17 protein-coding genes are annotated in these 15,786 nt (G+C 50.2%); 16 read left to right on the top strand and 1 reads right to left on the bottom strand.

The annotated features are described in order from the left end of the window. The first annotated feature begins 87 nt into the window (after positions 1-87). The 14 genes from AC1S52_RS00150 to AC1S52_RS00215 all read left to right on the top strand — a co-directional run bounded on the left by AC1S52_RS00150 (position 88) and on the right by AC1S52_RS00215 (position 11,390). Complete coding sequence (locus AC1S52_RS00150) at positions 88-486, top strand: ABC transporter substrate-binding protein (protein WP_482027011.1); 399 nt, start codon at positions 88-90, stop codon at positions 484-486. Further along, positions 483-1,460, top strand: coding sequence for an iron-siderophore ABC transporter substrate-binding protein (locus AC1S52_RS00155; protein WP_482027012.1), 978 nt, complete (start codon positions 483-485; stop codon positions 1,458-1,460). Before AC1S52_RS00150 ends, AC1S52_RS00155 begins: the two co-directional genes overlap by 4 nt. A 144-nt stretch (positions 1,461-1,604) precedes the next feature. Continuing rightward, positions 1,605-1,823, top strand: a complete 219-nt coding sequence (locus tag AC1S52_RS00160) for a dienelactone hydrolase family protein (RefSeq protein ID WP_482027065.1) — start codon at positions 1,605-1,607, stop codon at positions 1,821-1,823. After that, positions 1,807-2,064: a DUF2267 domain-containing protein gene (locus AC1S52_RS00165; RefSeq protein WP_482027013.1), complete on the top strand. Its 258-nt coding sequence runs from the start codon at positions 1,807-1,809 to the stop codon at positions 2,062-2,064. Before AC1S52_RS00160 ends, AC1S52_RS00165 begins: the two co-directional genes overlap by 17 nt. A gap of 714 nt (positions 2,065-2,778) precedes the next feature. Continuing rightward, the gene (locus tag AC1S52_RS00170) at positions 2,779-4,164 is read left to right on the top strand and encodes an NAD(P)/FAD-dependent oxidoreductase (protein WP_482027014.1); all 1,386 of its coding nucleotides are present in this window, start codon (positions 2,779-2,781) and stop codon (positions 4,162-4,164) included. Further along, on the top strand, positions 4,161-4,469 hold the full coding sequence (locus AC1S52_RS00175) for a DUF4405 domain-containing protein (RefSeq protein ID WP_482027015.1): 309 nt from the start codon (positions 4,161-4,163) through the stop codon (positions 4,467-4,469). The genes AC1S52_RS00170 and AC1S52_RS00175 overlap by 4 nt, the downstream gene beginning before the upstream one ends. A 10-nt stretch (positions 4,470-4,479) precedes the next feature. Beyond that, positions 4,480-4,764, top strand: coding sequence for an ArsR/SmtB family transcription factor (locus tag AC1S52_RS00180; RefSeq protein ID WP_482027016.1), 285 nt, complete (start codon positions 4,480-4,482; stop codon positions 4,762-4,764). A 24-nt stretch (positions 4,765-4,788) separates the two neighbouring features. Next, on the top strand, positions 4,789-5,043 hold the full coding sequence (locus AC1S52_RS00185) for a hypothetical protein (RefSeq protein WP_482027017.1): 255 nt from the start codon (positions 4,789-4,791) through the stop codon (positions 5,041-5,043). Beyond that, positions 5,000-5,395: a hypothetical protein gene (locus AC1S52_RS00190; protein WP_482027018.1), complete on the top strand. Its 396-nt coding sequence runs from the start codon at positions 5,000-5,002 to the stop codon at positions 5,393-5,395. The genes AC1S52_RS00185 and AC1S52_RS00190 overlap by 44 nt, the downstream gene beginning before the upstream one ends. A gap of 52 nt (positions 5,396-5,447) precedes the next feature. Beyond that, positions 5,448-5,810 (top strand): rhodanese-like domain-containing protein, encoded by a 363-nt coding sequence (locus tag AC1S52_RS00195; RefSeq protein WP_482027019.1) that lies wholly within the window; start codon positions 5,448-5,450, stop codon positions 5,808-5,810. Further along, positions 5,807-7,108: an efflux RND transporter periplasmic adaptor subunit gene (locus AC1S52_RS00200; RefSeq protein ID WP_482027020.1), complete on the top strand. Its 1,302-nt coding sequence runs from the start codon at positions 5,807-5,809 to the stop codon at positions 7,106-7,108. The genes AC1S52_RS00195 and AC1S52_RS00200 overlap by 4 nt, the downstream gene beginning before the upstream one ends. 23 nt (positions 7,109-7,131) lie before the next feature. After that, complete coding sequence (locus tag AC1S52_RS00205; RefSeq protein ID WP_482027021.1) at positions 7,132-10,404, top strand: efflux RND transporter permease subunit; 3,273 nt, start codon at positions 7,132-7,134, stop codon at positions 10,402-10,404. A 63-nt stretch (positions 10,405-10,467) separates the two neighbouring features. Next, positions 10,468-11,145 carry a DsbA family oxidoreductase gene (locus AC1S52_RS00210; RefSeq protein ID WP_482027022.1) on the top strand — a complete coding sequence of 226 codons (678 nt, stop codon included), beginning with the start codon at positions 10,468-10,470 and terminating at the stop codon, positions 11,143-11,145. Between the two features lie 77 nt (positions 11,146-11,222). Further along, the gene (locus AC1S52_RS00215) at positions 11,223-11,390 is read left to right on the top strand and encodes a hypothetical protein (RefSeq protein ID WP_482027023.1); all 168 of its coding nucleotides are present in this window, start codon (positions 11,223-11,225) and stop codon (positions 11,388-11,390) included. A 3-nt stretch (positions 11,391-11,393) separates the two neighbouring features. Here the strand turns inward: AC1S52_RS00215 and AC1S52_RS00220 are convergent, their stop codons facing one another. After that, complete coding sequence (locus AC1S52_RS00220; protein WP_482027024.1) at positions 11,394-12,089, bottom strand: aldehyde oxygenase (deformylating); 696 nt, start codon at positions 12,087-12,089, stop codon at positions 11,394-11,396. A gap of 278 nt (positions 12,090-12,367) precedes the next feature. Between AC1S52_RS00220 and AC1S52_RS00225 the strand changes: the two genes are divergently transcribed. Both AC1S52_RS00225 and AC1S52_RS00230 read left to right on the top strand, forming a co-directional pair. Continuing rightward, positions 12,368-12,958, top strand: a complete 591-nt coding sequence (locus AC1S52_RS00225) for an SAM-dependent methyltransferase (protein ID WP_482027025.1) — start codon at positions 12,368-12,370, stop codon at positions 12,956-12,958. A gap of 108 nt (positions 12,959-13,066) precedes the next feature. Then, on the top strand, positions 13,067-15,778 hold the full coding sequence (locus tag AC1S52_RS00230) for a cyclic nucleotide-binding domain-containing protein (RefSeq protein WP_482027026.1): 2,712 nt from the start codon (positions 13,067-13,069) through the stop codon (positions 15,776-15,778). Positions 15,779-15,786 lie beyond the last annotated feature (8 nt).

Consider the following 15,786-nt stretch of genomic DNA (forward strand, 5'->3'; position numbering starts at 1 on the left):
TAAGTTTCGCTATTTACAATTAGAATTCAGTCGTCGTTGCTCCATCGTCCACTGGAGCTATGATTTCCTCCCAGAGGCACTTGTCCATTGAAGTGTCCACTGAAATATGAAGTTTTATATCTGGATTCAACACTTCTGATCGGTTTATTATCTTCTAAGTTAGCGGACTCCCTGGCATTACCAGTTTCCGAAGAAGCCTTTTCAGAAATTGACAGTGATGTGCTTTTTGTTGGTGCTTATCAAGAAAATGATCACTCTATTCTAGAGCGCTTTTGGCGTAGACCTCTATGGTCTAAAATTAAAGCTGTACAGCACGATCAGGTCTATCTCGTCGATTTTCAAACCTGGTATGGCTTTGATTTTCTTGCTGCTCATGCTGTGCTAGATGATATCGAGCAATATTTAGTCCACCCTACTCAACAATCGAGTCGAAAGTCAGCAGTCGATCCTAAAACTTCGCTGTTGAGTGAGGAGATACCTGGATGAAAATACTTGGGCATCGCTTAATTGCCTTATTTGCATTGGGACTTTTAGTATTTACAGTTCTGTCGGCATGTCGTGATCTTGCTCAACCAATCAACAAACTAAACCTTGAGTCTCCAACAGGAGAGTGCCGAGTTGTACAGCATGTCAGAGGCGAAACCTGTATTCCCCTCAACCTAAAGCGAATTGTTACGTTGGATTTCAATAGTCTGGCGGCTGTTCTAGCGCTCGATATACAACCGATCGCTACCTGGATCACCACAGAAATAGAAGCAGACTTTCCATACTTTGAGGGCAAGGCAGATGGAGTAGAAATTTTACGCGGCTCATCTGGTCAGGTCAATTTAGAAAGGTTACTAATGCTCCGTCCTGACTTAATTGTTGTCATTTCCCATCCGGGATTTGAAGGAATTTATCAACAGTTACCACGCATTGCGCCAACCGTCGTTTTGCCCTGGGTAGAAACCAGAGGAGACTGGAAAAACCATCTTAGAGAAACTGCAAGAGTCTTTGAAAAAGACATATTGGCTGACAACCTTATGGAAGATTACTATTATCGGGCTGAACAACTAAAAGGTTTATTGAGCAATCACCAGATCCAACCCCGTATATCATTTGCCTTCATTGCTTCTGGACAATTGGTAATCACTCGTCAAAAATCGTTTGCTGGTGGTGTTTTGCATGATGTTGGAGTACTGAATCCGCTATTTGCAGACTCCGGGGATATTGACCTCCCGATCTCTGAAGAACTTCTACCACAAATTGATAGTAATGTGATTTTTATAGCGCCGCTGCGAAAAGATGATCATTCTGCGATCGAGCGGCTTCAACAAAAACCTTTATGGTCTAAGCTCAAAGCAGTTCAGACTGATCAAGTGCATATCGTCGATTTTTCCGTTTGGCGGGGATTGAATATTCTTGCAGCTCATAAGATACTTGATGACCTGGAAAAATACCTGGTTGAGGCTTCGACCTGAGCGATCAGCCGAACGGCAAGGGAGGAGAGAAGGCAGAGGGCAGAGAGTAAAAGGGGAGTGAGTAGGAAGTGAGGAGGTTGCATAGTCCTTACAGTTGATTACCAAAGTATCGGATGTTGCGAAAGCATAAATGACACCATCTTTATTTCGAGCGATCGCATCCAACAAATCGATGCTCGATTCCGAGAACTGGGCAAAGACTACACGTTGAAGATTTATCCTGATGCAGGACATGGCTTCTTTTGCAATGAGCGATCGGACTACAACCCGACAGTCGCCGCAGATGCTTGGAAAAGACTCGCCCAATTCTTGAATTATCATCTACAACAAAAAGGAGCTAATTTGGATGCCAGTTCCACCTAAATATCGATGTGCCTCCATCGAATTTGAGCAGTTTTTGTTGGATGCCCGCGAAGCTGCGGGTCTCACGACAACCAATCAAACCTATACAATGGTACAGGGAGTCTTGCAAACCTTTCGGCGGCGGTTGACGATTCCAGAAGCCATTCACTTCGCCGGAGTGCTTCCACCCGTCCTGAGGACCATTTTTGTTGCAGATTGGGATACGGACGAACCGCGCCGCAGTTTTGGTCTTGTCGAGTAGTGTGTCGATTGGCTCGGATTTCGGGCTATTTTAGCCATTGTTGTTACTGTTTCTTAACCTTCTCAACGGCTTGTTCTTGACTTGAGCAACTTTTAGTTAGCCTGGGCTCATTTGTCTGCCGTCTGACACCCTTACGAATAATGCAGGCTAAGCAACGCTCTCTTTCTGATGACAAAAAGCGGTCAAAATAATTGACGCGAATCGGTCAGGATAATTGACATTTGATACCTCCAAGCGATTCAGCGGCAATCATTCTAACTTTGTAGTTGGGCGGAACATTTTATCAGTAAGCCTTTGCCGATGAGAGTGCAAACGTTTTGCAACAATATAAATAATTGACCATATGACTGTATAGTAGTATAATAATCTTGTTGCTCCCTGGAGGTGACATGCTGAAGCTGATGACCAGCCGTAAGTAGTCCTGGACTCCGCATCAGTGGATACGTTTGGTTGCAGGCAGTATGGTACTCATGAGCCTGTCGCTATCATTAGTTAATCCAGCTAGTTATGGTTGACCGCGTTTGTGGGCTGAACCTGCTGCAATCGGCGTTTACTAACTGGTGTCCGTTGATCGTGTTACTGAAAAAACTGGGAGTGAGAGAGGGGGAATGAGATGACGGGATGACGAGATCAAGCACGCCCTCTCAGTCTCCTAGGCTTCATCTCTTTGTTATTCAAAACTCGATTAAAAACTTACTTTTAGGAGTCTTTACTATGGCTCGTGTTGTTGTCATTGGTGCTGGACTGGGAGGATTGCCTGCTGCCTATGAGTTGAGGCACGCCTTGCCACGTGAACATCAGATCACGCTCATTTCAAATCAACCGAAGTTTACCTTTGTGCCATCGTTGCCGTGGGTTGGATTGGGCTTAAAGTCTCTCGATCGCATCCAATTAGATTTGGACAAGACTGTTTCTCAGCATGGCATTGAGTTTATTCACGCGGCTGTCACGGCTATTGATCCCAGATCCCGTCAGATTACAATAGCCGAGATTGCTCCGCAACGCCAAGGTGAACAAACGCTGGACTATGACTATGCTGTTATTGCTACGGGTCCGGAACTGGCACTGGATGCCCTACCAGGCTTGGGACCGGAGGGCGGTTATACCCAATCAGTGTGTAATCCGCATCATGCCGTGTTAGCAGGGGAAGCTTGGGAGAAATTCTTAGCCGACCCAGGTCCGATTGTCGTGGGTGCCGCACCAGGAGCCAGTTGTTTTGGACCTGCCTATGAGTTTGCCTTCTTGATCCATCACGTTTTGAAGCAGAAGGGATTGCGAAGTTGCTCCGCAACGCCAAAGCGAACGCAAGTCCCGATCACCTTCATTACCTCAGAACCTTACGCCGGACATCTGGGCATCGGCGGGATGGCGAACTCTCGCTGGCTGATGCGTAAATTCATGGCGGCTCGGGAAATTGAGCTGATGGAAAACACCGCCATTTCGCATTTTGAACCAGACGCGGTTCACCTGGTAGATGGGCGCAAGATTCCAGCTAAATTTGTGATGGTCTTGCCGCCCTTCCGGGGACCCCGTTTCCTGCGGGAAGCACCGGGCTTAACCGATGCCAAGGGGTTTATCCCCGTATTGCCCACCTATCGTCACCCTGACTTTGAGTCGATTTACGCGGTGGGAGTGATCACTCAACTCAAAGCAGTGGAGCAAACCCCCATTCCTACGGGCGCTCCCAAGGTGGGATTGATGAGCGAAGAGATGGCGATGGCAGTTGCCTATAATATTGCCCTGGAGTTAGGGGTCACATCTGGTCCTCAGTACCAACCTACCCTTCAAGCGATTTGCTTCGCAGATTTTGGTGATACTGGAGCGCTCTTTTTAGCCGATCCGCTGCTGCCAGATGAGTCAGGGCATCGCCACCGTGCACTCACCTTTCACGGCATCTGGGTAGCGTGGATGAAAGCAGGCTTTGAGAAATACTTTATGACGAAGATGCGCCTGGGCTGGACGATTCCCTGGTTCGAGCGGTGGGGCTTTCGGGCGATCGGGCTACCGCTGGTAGAACCGATTGCTCCAAGCACAGAGCGTATGCAGGTAAAGTATGAAACTGATCAGCCTTCTACAGAATCGGAGGTGGCGACAAGATGAAGTCCAGACGCTCAATTAATCCCAAAGCTTATGCTCGGGCAGTGGTGGCGATCGCACTCCTGCTTAGTTGGAGTTTGGCAGCATTCACAGGCTTTCTGCTGTGGTTTGCGCCGAGGGGAGCAGGGGCGGGAAGACTGCTGTTGTTCTTAGGGCTAACGCGGCATGAATGGGGCGATGTGCATTTTGTCATGAGTGTGATTGCCTTGGGCATTACCGTCATTCATCTTGTCGTTGACTGGCGTGCTTTAAGGGGAGTACTTCATTACCTAATCAGCGTCCATCGCCATCCCAATTTACTGGAGTAAAGCAAGGGCTATGGAAATTGTCTTCAATCCTGGCGAACTAGAGGCACTCGCAAGCCGATTCAAGATCCTGGCAGAACCTACCCGGCTGCAAATCTTAGCCGCCCTATGCAACCAGGAACGTAGCGTGCAAGAAATTTGCGATCGCACCGGATTACTTCAAGGCAATGTCTCCAAACACTTACGGCTGATGAAAGCTGCTGGAGTTGTGGATTGTCGCCGGGAAGGAGTTTGGCGATATTACCGGGTCATTGATATGGATTTACTTTCTTTGTGTGCTCGGATTCGTAAAGCTTGAAATCATTAGTAGGACGCAATCGTCATGGGATGTCGTATCCGAAAAATCTTTTCCTGGTTGCTTTTGTTAGGAGCGATCGTGCTGGGTGTTTTCTTAGGGTTGGGACTGCTGAATCCTCCCAGTGCCGCTGCCGCTATCCGACAACTGGAAGAAGCCCCTGGGCAAGTTGTCTATCACCCACTCACTCGCTCTCATATTTCTACCCACTATTTATTCACATACTTGGAGAACATCAATGGCAGACTTATTTTCACCCGAATGGATGCAGGCATTTGGTGAGCAATGGAATACAGAACCAGAACTGGCTGATGCTCTTGCTAAGATTCATTTTAATTCTGTGATTGGCTACGGTTTTGAGAACGATCCAAACCCGCTGGGAGTGCTCACTGTTGAATCAGGACGAGTGGTTTCAGCAGGAGCGTATAACGGACAAAAGCTGAACTGGGATTTACGAGCCGATCGCGACCACTGGCAACAGTGGAAAACAAAAGGATTGAACATGATGGGCTTAAGTATGGCGTATATAAGCCGCAAACTGCAATTTCGAGTCGGAGATTACACCGCCATGATTAAAGACCCCCGCATGGCAGGACCTTTCATTAAGTCGTTTTCAGTGATGAGCCGAGTTTGAAGAGATGCGGTGGTGGAATAGCGAGATGACAAGATTAAAGAAGGAATAGATCATGAAATCAAAATCAACCAACAAACAATTTACAAATCCAGTGCTACTCACTCCTGCTCAACTAAGGGCACGAAAAAATCAATTGTTGGTCGTTGATGTCAGAGGTTGGTTTGAATACTGGATAGGACATATTCCGGGAGCGCAGCGATTAAACCAAAACCGCATTTTGAAAGATATTCCTAAAGATCAGCCGATCGCCATTACTTGTCTCTCTGGGCATCGTAGTGCGATCGCGGCTCAATGGCTGATTAATCAAGGCTACCGTCAGGTCTACAACCTGCAAGGTGGGTTGATGGCATGGCAAGGTGCAGGATATCCCATACAGCGTGGTCATCAAGCATCGCAACAGGAGATGAAATCATGACGATGGACAAGCTATCCCATCCGCCTGTCAAATCCTCGTTGCGACTGAAATACCTTCGCACGATCGGGTTAGTGGTAGGGTTGATGCTGGTTTCGGGTGGGGCGGGGTGGTGGTTCAGTCAAGCTGGAGATCGGGCTGGAGATAAAGGGCAGTCAGCCATTGCTCCGGTATCGGCAACCGCAGCGTCAGTTCAAGTCAAAACGACGATCGCCCGTTTGCAAAGCATCAACGCTAACCGCATCCTCACTGGAACGGTGGAGCCAATAGAAACCGTCACGTTGACCAGTCGGGTGATGGGGATGATTCGACAACTGCCTGTGCAGGAAGGCGATCGCGTCAAAGCCGGTGAAACACTTGTTGTGATTGATGTTGCAGATATTCAAGCGCAAAACGGTCAGGCGATCGCTGGGGTAAATATGGCGCAGTCCAATTACCTCAATGCCCAGGGGCGATTGCAAGAGGCGCGCGCCCAGTTGGTCGAAACAGAAGCCCAATTGGCAGATGCCCAACTAGAGCAACGCCGCATGAGTGTGTTGCAGTCTGAAGGCGCGGTGAGCCAGCAATTGCTCGATCAGGCAAATACGCGGGTGCAAACCACCCAGGCACGGCTGCAACAAATCCGAGCCGGAATTCGCCAATCTCAAGCAATGGTGAACCAGGCGCAGGCACAGGTGTCCCAGGCGCAGGCACAGGTGTCCCAGGTGTCTGCAAACCTCAACTATGGGATCATTACCGCGCCGTTTGATGGGGTTGTGACGCACAAGCATACAGAAGTGGGCGCAATGGCAGGTGCAGGGCAAACCTTGTTGACGCTAGAAAGTAGCGATCGCCTGCGGTTTACCACCCAGGTGCCGGAATCCCTGATCACCCAAATCCGCCAAGGACAAAAGGTTTCTGTGCGTCTGGATGCCTTAAATCGAGACGTATCAGGTACAGTTAGCCAGATCATTCCGTCAGCCGATCCCGCCACTCGTAACTTTACGGTCAAAGTTCTGCTCAATCAAACTTCAGACATGATTCCGGGAATGTTTGGGCGACTCCAATTAAGTCATCAAACTGCGACCCCAAATGCCCGCGATCGCACCGCTCTGATGATTCCTCAAGCGGCTATCGTGCAGCAGTTTGGCATTACTGGAATCTACAAAGTAGTCAACCGTCACGCCTCTTTCCAACCCATCACAACAGGCAAACCTCGCGCTGCTGATATCGAGGTCTTCTCAGGGCTGACAAAAGGAGATCTGGTGATTCTAGACCCCGACCCTAATCTGAAAGACGGCACCCCTGTCCAGATCAATTAATTTCCCCAGACCTGCAACTCCTTATGTCTCCCTCCACTGACACCTCCCCAAACTACAGTCTGATCGGACGGATTACCGCCTATTTCATCAACTCCCAGCTAACCATCTTGGTGATTGCCACCCTGGTGATTTTTGGGCTGGGAGCCGTGATGCTAACCCCCAAAGAAGAGAACCCGCAGATTGTAGTTCCGGCAGCAGAGGTCTATCTGCCCTACCCTGGAGTACCCGCCGAGGTCGTCGAAAAGACCTTAACCACTCCGATCGAGGCAAAACTGCGAGAACTATCGGGCGTAGAGCACATTTACTCTGCGTCGCAAGATTCGGGTGCCAAAATTACGGTGCAATTTTTTGTCGGGCAAAACTGGGAAGACTCGCTGTTTAAGCTACAAAACCATTTGTATAGTTATCAGGATTTGTTGCCGTCTGGTGCTCGCTATCTGGTCAAACCGGTCATTATTGACGACGTGCCGATCGTGACGCTGACGGTTACGGGCAAGCACTACAGCGACAATCAACTGCGCCGCGTTGGAGAGCGACTGCTGGAAGATCTGCGGAGCATTCCCAATACTGCCAATTTGACCATCACAGGCGGAAAACCCCGCGCTATCCGAGTAGACCTCGACCCCGACAAACTGGCTAGCTATAAACTATCATCTGCCCAGATTGCCCAACGGCTTCAGGGCGAAAATGTGCGCCTGCCAGCGGGAGATGTTTCGGTAGGGACGACTCGCCTGTTTATTGACGGGGGCAATCTGTTGCAATCGGCAACCGACGTGGGCGAAATTATCGTTGGGGTCGGACAGGGATCCACCTCCCCGATTTACCTGCGGGATGTGGCAACTGTTGTGGATGACTTTGGCGATCGCACTACCCTGTCACGCATTCAGTATCGACAGGACTGGGATACTAGCCTTCCCTACCCCGACTCCAAAGCCCAACCCAAAGGCGAATTTGTTGCTCAACCTGCCATCACGATCGGCATTGCCAAACAAAAGGGCACCAATGCTGTCACCGTGGCTCAACAGATCTTTAAGCGGGTTGATGAATTAAAACCACAACTGCCGCCCGGAATTACGATCGCCGTGACGCGCAACGATGGTCAGACCGCCGCCAGGGCGGTGGGGGATCTCTATCAAAGTTTGGGCATTGCCATTCTCACCGTGGTGGGATTGTTGGTGATCTTTTTGGGCTGGCGGGAGTCTGCGATCGTGGCTTTTGTGATTCCCCTGACGCTGTCTGGCACCTTAGCAGTGGGCTGGGTTTCAGGACAGACGATCAACCGGATTACCCTATTTGCCCTGATTCTGGCATTAGGAACCCTGGTGGATGACGCGATCGCCGTCACTGAAAACATCCACCGTTACTTTGAAGCAAAACCAGGGATGAGCTGGCGAGAAAAAACCCGGGCGGCGATCGGGGCGGTCAACGAATTGGGCACTCCCGTCATTCTCTCGACCGTGACTGTTATCCTCGCCTTCGTTCCGATGGCATTTGTCACGGGGATGATGGGTCCCTACATGGGGCCGATTCCCTTTAATGTGCCCGTAGCGATGATCGTGAGTACGACATTGGCACTCACCGTCACCCCGTTTTTGGCCCTGCGATTGATCAAAATTAATCCCCGATCGTCACGATCTGCGGAGCAAGGGGAAGAAGTCGCTTCAGCCCCAATCCACCACACTCGTATTTATCGTTTGTATCACCGGATTATGTCCCCCCTGTTGGATTCTGCGAGTCGTCGCCGCTTTGTTTTTCTAGTCATCACCGGATTGCTGCTGGCATCTTTTCTGCTGCCGCTGACCCAAACCGTCAAGTTTCGGATGTTGCCCAAAGCCAATAAAGACACATTCCTGGTGCAGCTCGATGCGCCCCTGGGAACAGAACTGGCAGAAACCGATCGCATGGTGCAGGACATGGAAACCGTGCTGCGGCAAGACCCAGATGTGACAAATTTTGAAACCTATGTGGGAGTGGGCGCACCGATCGACTTTAACGGCATGTTGCGCGGTGCCACCGATCGCATTGGCGAACACTTTGCTGATATTCGGGTGCATCTAACCAACAAAGATGCCCGTTCCATCCAATCCGAGGGCATTGTCTTGCGGTTACGTCCTCAGCTAACGGAGATTGCCCAACAACACAACGCGATCGCCAAACTGGTCGAAGATCCGCCGGGTCCGCCCGTTCGCTCTACCCTGCTGGCTGAGATCTATGGTCCCGATTACCCGACCTTGCGGCAGCTTACCAAACAAGTCCGGCAGGTCTTTGCTGAAACCTCTGAAGTCGTGGATATTGACGACTCCGTCAAAAACCAGATGCCCCAGATGCGGCTGATGGTCGATCGCGAAAAGGTCAACCGCGCCGGACTCACCACCCAAGACATTGCTCAAACCCTGAATATGGCGATCGCGGGTGCTCAGGTTTCCACCCTGCAAGTGCCAGGAGAGCTGGCTCCCGTGTCCATTCAGGTGCGCTTTGCCGATGCCAACCGTCAAAGCATTGATGACCTCACCCGGATTCAACTCCCCACGGCAGCGGGTGGCTTAGTGCCACTCACCGAGTTAGTCACCTTCCAACCCACCACCGTTGATCAACCCATTCTGCACAAAGATCAGCGTCCCGTTACCTACGTCATGGGTGAAATGGGCGATCGCTCCTCCGTCTATGCGGTGCTCGATCAACTAATTTACTTTTGGCGGCATCCCCTTCCCGACGGCTACTGGATTCACTGGGATGGAGAGTGGAAACTAACCCTGGACGTGTTTCGGGATTTAGGATTAGCCATGCTTGTGGCTGTGCTGCTAATTTATCTAATTTTGGTAGGGCAATTCCGCAGTTTCAAAGTACCGCTAATTATCCTGGGCAGTATCCCCCTGGCGTTGATTGGGATTCTGCTAGCCTTCGCCGTTAATGGGGTCTATTTCAGTGCTACCGCCATGATTGGGGTGATTGCGCTGGCGGGTATTGTGGTGCGAAATGCGATCGTACTGCTGGAATTTATTGGCGATAAACTCAAAGAAGGCGCAGCCCTAAAAGAATCCATTCTGGAAGCCGGAGCCGTCCGCTTTCGTCCAATTCTGTTGACCAGTGTAACCACGATGTTAGGCACCCTATCTATCCTGGGTGATCCCGTCTGGTCTGGTCTGGCATGGGCTTTGTTGGGCGGAATGTTGACCTCCTCTATCCTGACTCTGGTTGTGATTCCGCTAATGTACTACGGCGATCAGGTTAAGCATATTAAACGCGATCAAGACTCCCTTGCGCCTCCAAGCATTACTCAGGAAGCCTTTAACTGAAGCCTAAACTACCTACCTGAGACAAATTCATCCACCCTCCCACTCTCCTATCCCCAAACCCCAATGGCACCTATTCATATCTCCTACTTTTCTGATGTTCTCTGTGTTTGGGCTTATATCGCTCAAATTCGCCTGGATGAGCTGCGAACAACCTTTCAAGACAAGATTGAGATCGCGCCGCATTTCGTTCCTGTCTTTGGTAACGCCCGTGAAAAGCTGGAGAACCGCTGGCGCGATCGCGGCGGTTTCAAAGGCTATAGCGACCACATTCACGAAGTCGTGAAAAAGTTCGATCACATCACTGTTCATCCCGATATCTGGACTGATGTGATCCCACCTTCATCTACATCCTGTCATTTGTTTCTCCATGCGATTCAATTGCTAGAAATAAAGGGAATCATTCCCAAATCAGAGCAGGCTTTTGAAAAAGCAATCTGGGCTTTTCGGGAGGCATTTTTTACCAAACTGGCAAATGTTTCCGATCGCAACGTGCAATTTTCCCTTGCCGAAGACCTAGGACTGCCGATCGCCGCGATTCAAGAACAGATTGATAGCGGTGAGGCATACGCTCAACTCTCCAAAGATTTTGAGTTAATCAAAGAGCATACGGTATCGGTCAGCCCGACGTTGATTTTTAATGAAGGACGGCAACAGCTCAATGGCAATGTGGGCTACCGGGTCATTGAAGCGAATATTCGAGAATTGCTGCACAATCCTCCCGGAGAGCAATCCTGGTGTTAGCTGCAACGGAAACCAAACGCCAACAGTCTGCCCAGTCTGCATTTCTAAAGCCCTTAAAAAAGGAAATGAAGGGATAGTTGAACGTCTATCCCCTCATTGAAGTTGACTTACAGCGGTTTTCAGACGAGTGCCACACAGCGAATGCCTGTGCATTCAGACAAAACGAAAGGTTTATGTGGCATACACAAATGAAAATGGCTGTAAATGGGGCAATTAGCTGTGAATGGCGATCGCTAGAGCCTTAACACTTATCCGGCTATTAATCCCTGACTAGATAGTCGGAGAATCTCACGGGTATTAAAACCAATCTGGCTAAGCGCTTCACCATAGCGAATGATAAATTCTTCAATTAAGGATTGTTTATTCATACCAATACCTCTGGCATCCAATTCGACCTGATTTAGCATCCGCCAAATAATCGGTAAAACCTGACGATTTGCAGCTTCTAGTTCATCTTTAACCGTTACAAAATGTGCCTTCAGCCAGACTTCACCAAAGTTGAGATGCTCATATTCATCGGCAACCACTGACTCTGTTATGCTGCGAGCAAAGTCGTCGGCAACAGGGATGTAATTTTTGTAAGCAGCGATCGCAAAGCATTCAATCACCAGTGCCTGAATCAGCAAACAGGTGGCGATCTGCTGATTTGCCACCGCGGTTTGGAACGCTTGACGCAACTCGGCAAAAAACTGTTTGGCAAACCCCAGATCGGGGATCACATTAAGATTGCGTCCGCAGGCTTCAAAGCTTTTGCGATGACGAAACTCCATCTTGCCAAGACGGGTTAATGCTTCTGTGTGTTTGGGTAAGAGTTTAGCTAAACAAATGAAATTATCGTGAGCCTCTTGTTCACCCTCAATCACAATGGCATTGATGCGACTGAAAGTATCACGGTAGGAGTCGCTGTGAAAGTCAAGGGTCTGACCAGCCTGCGGTTGAGCCATCTTGCAATTCTCCTCATCACATTACAATTGGATTATACTGGATAACTATGTAGTTGTTTATCTAAAAGGAGGTTCATGATATTTCATTCGTAGCTCTTGATTTCGATCGTGCTGGCTTACAACATTTGCAGCTATGTTGTATTCCGGGGCGAAGTAGTTTGAGATACATGTGGAGAGTCGTGAGAGAGTGGAATGATGAGAGTGTGATTTTTTCCATCATCTCTCTCACCACCTCCCGCGCTCTCAAGCTTCCATCATCCTAAATTGCGATATCAATCATGTGGAATGAACGGTACAGCCAAGCTGAGTATGTGTATGGCAAGAACCCCAATGATTTTCTTGTGGAAGCCGTTCAGCAGGTTCCTAAAGGTCGGGTTCTCTGTCTGGCAGATGGGGAAGGCAGGAATGGGGTGTATCTGGCGCAACAAGGATGTCGTGTCACCGCTGTCGATGCCTCTCCTGTCGGGTTGGAAAAAGCTCGGAAGCTGGCAGCAGAGCGTTCTGTAGAGATTGAAACCATCGTGGCAGATCTAGCGGAATTTCCTATTCAAGCGAACGCCTGGGATGCGATCGTCTCGATCTTCTGCCATTTACCCCCAACCGTCCGCGCTCATGTCCATCGGCAAGTGGTGGCTGGATTGTGCTCTGGTGGAGTATTTGTGCTAGAAGCCTATACGCCCCGTCAAGTGGCATTCAAAACAGGGGGACCACCCACTGTCGAGCTGACCATGGAACTGACAACCCTCCAGCGAGAACTAGAAGGGTTGGAATTCACCCACGCCAAAGAATTGGAGCGAGAAATCCAGGAAGGTCAGTTCCATCAGGGGCACAGTGCTGTCGTACAAGTTCTTGCTGTCAAACCATTGTGAGAACAGTAAGAAAAATGTGAGGGTAGGATAATAAAAGGGTGGAATGATCGAAGGTTTACCCTCCTACTCTCTCCTCCCTTTCATCATGCAGTTCGCTGCAACAGATGTATGAATTCTGGAACAACTGCTACAACCTCTGTCCAAACCTACTCCAGGCTGACGGCGACCGATCAGCCCTTGCCCTTAAGCATGGATATTGTCACTGCTGTGACGGCTGATGACAAGGCTGTTGAAGAGTGTCGGAATTGGTTAAGTTTTCATCGGCTTTGGGAACAATTGCCAACAGAGATATTGCAAGCGATCGCCCAGTCATTGCAGTGCTTTCGCGTTGAACCCCAAACGCTGATCTATCAGGAAGGGCAAGACAACATTGGACTGTACCTGCTGAAGTGGGGTGCAGTCGAGATTTCTCGACTTTCCCCGATTGGCAAATCTCTGATCCGGTTTCGCAGTGCTGGAGAGCTATTCGGCTATGTGTCACTGATGGCAAACCCCGAAACCGGCAGACACCAGACCCAGGCGATCGCCCTCACTGCCAGCGAAATCTGGTTTTTACCCCAGATTCAGTTTCGCCAGTTAATGCAGCAGTATAGCGAGCTTGAACATCTGTTCAACGCCCTGTTAGCGCAAGACTTAAACGCCCTCAGTGTCCGTATTGCTCAAGAACAACGCCGGATTCAAGGCTTACAGTCCTACATTCAAGCGGTGCCAACCGGGGAGACAATCCTGGGTGATAGCAAAGTCAGTCAAAAGTTGGTGGAACAAATTGATCAAGCCGCTGCCACTCTGAAACCTGTTTTGTTTCAAGCCCAACCCGGAACTGGAAAAACCTTTCTGGCAGGGTTGATTCATGCCCGTTCTGGACTCGCAGACCAGCCGTTTGCTGAGCTAGATTGTGCCAAGTTACCCCGATCAGACGAGGGTAGGCTCAATACCGATTGCTTATTTGGTAGAGTCGGCGGACAATCGGGCATTCTCGCACTGTTGGAGCGGGGAACGCTATTGCTGAATAATGTCCAGGTGTTGAGTCAGGGCGATCGCGCCCGCCTGCTCGACTACTGCAAAACGGGAGGCATCCTGCCGAATCATGGGCTGAGTAGTTCTAACACGCTGACAACCGAGTCTCCCCAGTCTGTCCAGTCCTGGGTCCGCTTAATCTTTGCCGCGCCGGACAAACTCGAGCTGCCAGCGGTAGACGCCATTCCCATTAAGCTGTTTAGCTTACCCCAGCGCAAGGCAGATATTCCCGCGTTTGCCCGTTACTTCTTAGCCCAGTTCTGTCAGGCACAAAATCGTCCACTGCTAGATCTGGATCAGTCGGATCTGCGTCGCTTGCTTAGCTATGACTATCCTGGCAACCTCACAGAACTGGCAGAAATTCTGCATCGGGCGGTGATCATGACCCCACCAGGGCAAGTTGTGATTTCAGAACAAGTTCTATGGTCGGTCCAGTCGGCGAAGAACGCCTTCCGCGTAGATTTGCTCACCCATGTGCCCTGGCTGCGGCAAGTGTTGCTGAGTCGCTGGTACCCAGAGGGCATTTGGATTGTCATGATGGCATTTTTTGTGCCCGTGACGATCGCCGGGTTCCTGGGTCCCCAAGCGCGAGATAGCAGCGTGACACTCAATCTCTTTTGGGCGTGGTGGTGGCCCGGTTATCTGTTTCTGTTTGTCTTTGTCGGTCGGCTCTGGTGTGCCGTTTGCCCCTTTATGATTACGGCAGAGTGGATTCGCCGTTTTTCCCTCTGGCTGTTTCTGCGCCAGCAACTCACCTGGAATACCCGATGGCTAAATCGCTGGGGAGCGTGGATCTTGTTTGGTGGCTTTGGGGCAATTTACCTGTGGGAAAAGCTTTGGGACTTACCGCACCATGCCTATTTATCTGCCTGGTTGCTCTTAGCGATTACCGCCGGAGCGGTCATTTTTAGCTTGATTTATGAGCGGCGGCTCTGGTGTCGCTATCTCTGCCCGATCGGTGGCATGAACGGGATGTTTGCCAAGCTGGCAATGGTGGAGTTGCGATCGACCCAACAGGTGTGCGGCAGTCAGTGCAGCACCTTTGGCTGCTATAAAGGCAGTCGCGCTACCCCCGTTACCTTTGCCGATGCGCTACTCACTGAAGGACAGGCAACGGGCGGTTGTCCACTCTACTCTCATCCCGCTCAATTGCAGGACAACCGGGACTGTGTGCTGTGCATGACCTGCCTCAAAGCCTGTCCCAATCGCTCAGCGCAATTAAATCTGCGCTTTCCCACCTCAGACTTACTAGACCATCACCAAGGCTTTTGGGCAGAAGCTGCCCTCCTCTTGCTGCTGTTTGGTGGGGTGTTTATGCACCATGCCCAACGAATTTTAGACTGGCTAGGATTCCACGATATTCCCATCGATGCGGATCATTTACTGACCAGTACACCGATCGCCCTGGCGCTCCTGAGTATTCCATTTGGATTGACGTATGGGACTCATGCGATCGCCCGCCTGCTTGACCCCAAACAACCCACCTATCTCACCGTCATCTATGCCTACCTGCCCTTTACTCTGGCAGCAAACCTGGCGCACTACGTCCCAGCGGCAGTCACAGAAGCGGGTCAAATTCTACCTGTCTTAGCGCGAACCTTGGGCTTGAACGGCACGGGCTTACCCACTCTCACCTGGAGTGCAGATGTGGCGGCGTTTCTTCAGGGAGTCACCCTGCTCTCTGCTCTGGTTTTCAGTGTCTATCCGCTGTTACGCATAACCACACGCTCCTTGCTCAGCAATCTCCCCCATCTCATCCTCATGGTTGGGTTCACAATTTTCTTTTTCAAGCTAATGATGTAACGTTCAAT

This window comes from Kovacikia sp. CALU 1929 (genome assembly GCF_056784235.1).

What these genes read in the sequence shown, in the direction of transcription:
- AC1S52_RS00190 (WP_482027018.1), top strand. Translation starts at nt 5,000, where the DNA reads ATGGCAGACTTATTTTCACCCGAATGGATGCAGGCATTTGGTGAGCAA.
- AC1S52_RS00170 (WP_482027014.1), top strand. Translation starts at nt 2,779, where the DNA reads ATGGCTCGTGTTGTTGTCATTGGTGCTGGACTGGGAGGATTGCCTGCT.
- AC1S52_RS00165 (WP_482027013.1), top strand. Translation starts at nt 1,807, where the DNA reads ATGCCAGTTCCACCTAAATATCGATGTGCCTCCATCGAATTTGAGCAG.
- AC1S52_RS00230 (WP_482027026.1), top strand. Translation starts at nt 13,067, where the DNA reads ATGAATTCTGGAACAACTGCTACAACCTCTGTCCAAACCTACTCCAGG.
- AC1S52_RS00180 (WP_482027016.1), top strand. Translation starts at nt 4,480, where the DNA reads ATGGAAATTGTCTTCAATCCTGGCGAACTAGAGGCACTCGCAAGCCGA.
- AC1S52_RS00225 (WP_482027025.1), top strand. Translation starts at nt 12,368, where the DNA reads ATGTGGAATGAACGGTACAGCCAAGCTGAGTATGTGTATGGCAAGAAC.
- AC1S52_RS00185 (WP_482027017.1), top strand. Translation starts at nt 4,789, where the DNA reads ATGGGATGTCGTATCCGAAAAATCTTTTCCTGGTTGCTTTTGTTAGGA.
- AC1S52_RS00220 (WP_482027024.1), bottom strand. Translation starts at nt 12,089, where the DNA reads ATGGCTCAACCGCAGGCTGGTCAGACCCTTGACTTTCACAGCGACTCC.
- AC1S52_RS00155 (WP_482027012.1), top strand. Translation starts at nt 483, where the DNA reads ATGAAAATACTTGGGCATCGCTTAATTGCCTTATTTGCATTGGGACTT.
- AC1S52_RS00200 (WP_482027020.1), top strand. Translation starts at nt 5,807, where the DNA reads ATGACGATGGACAAGCTATCCCATCCGCCTGTCAAATCCTCGTTGCGA.
- AC1S52_RS00210 (WP_482027022.1), top strand. Translation starts at nt 10,468, where the DNA reads ATGGCACCTATTCATATCTCCTACTTTTCTGATGTTCTCTGTGTTTGG.
- AC1S52_RS00175 (WP_482027015.1), top strand. Translation starts at nt 4,161, where the DNA reads ATGAAGTCCAGACGCTCAATTAATCCCAAAGCTTATGCTCGGGCAGTG.
- AC1S52_RS00195 (WP_482027019.1), top strand. Translation starts at nt 5,448, where the DNA reads ATGAAATCAAAATCAACCAACAAACAATTTACAAATCCAGTGCTACTC.
- AC1S52_RS00205 (WP_482027021.1), top strand. Translation starts at nt 7,132, where the DNA reads ATGTCTCCCTCCACTGACACCTCCCCAAACTACAGTCTGATCGGACGG.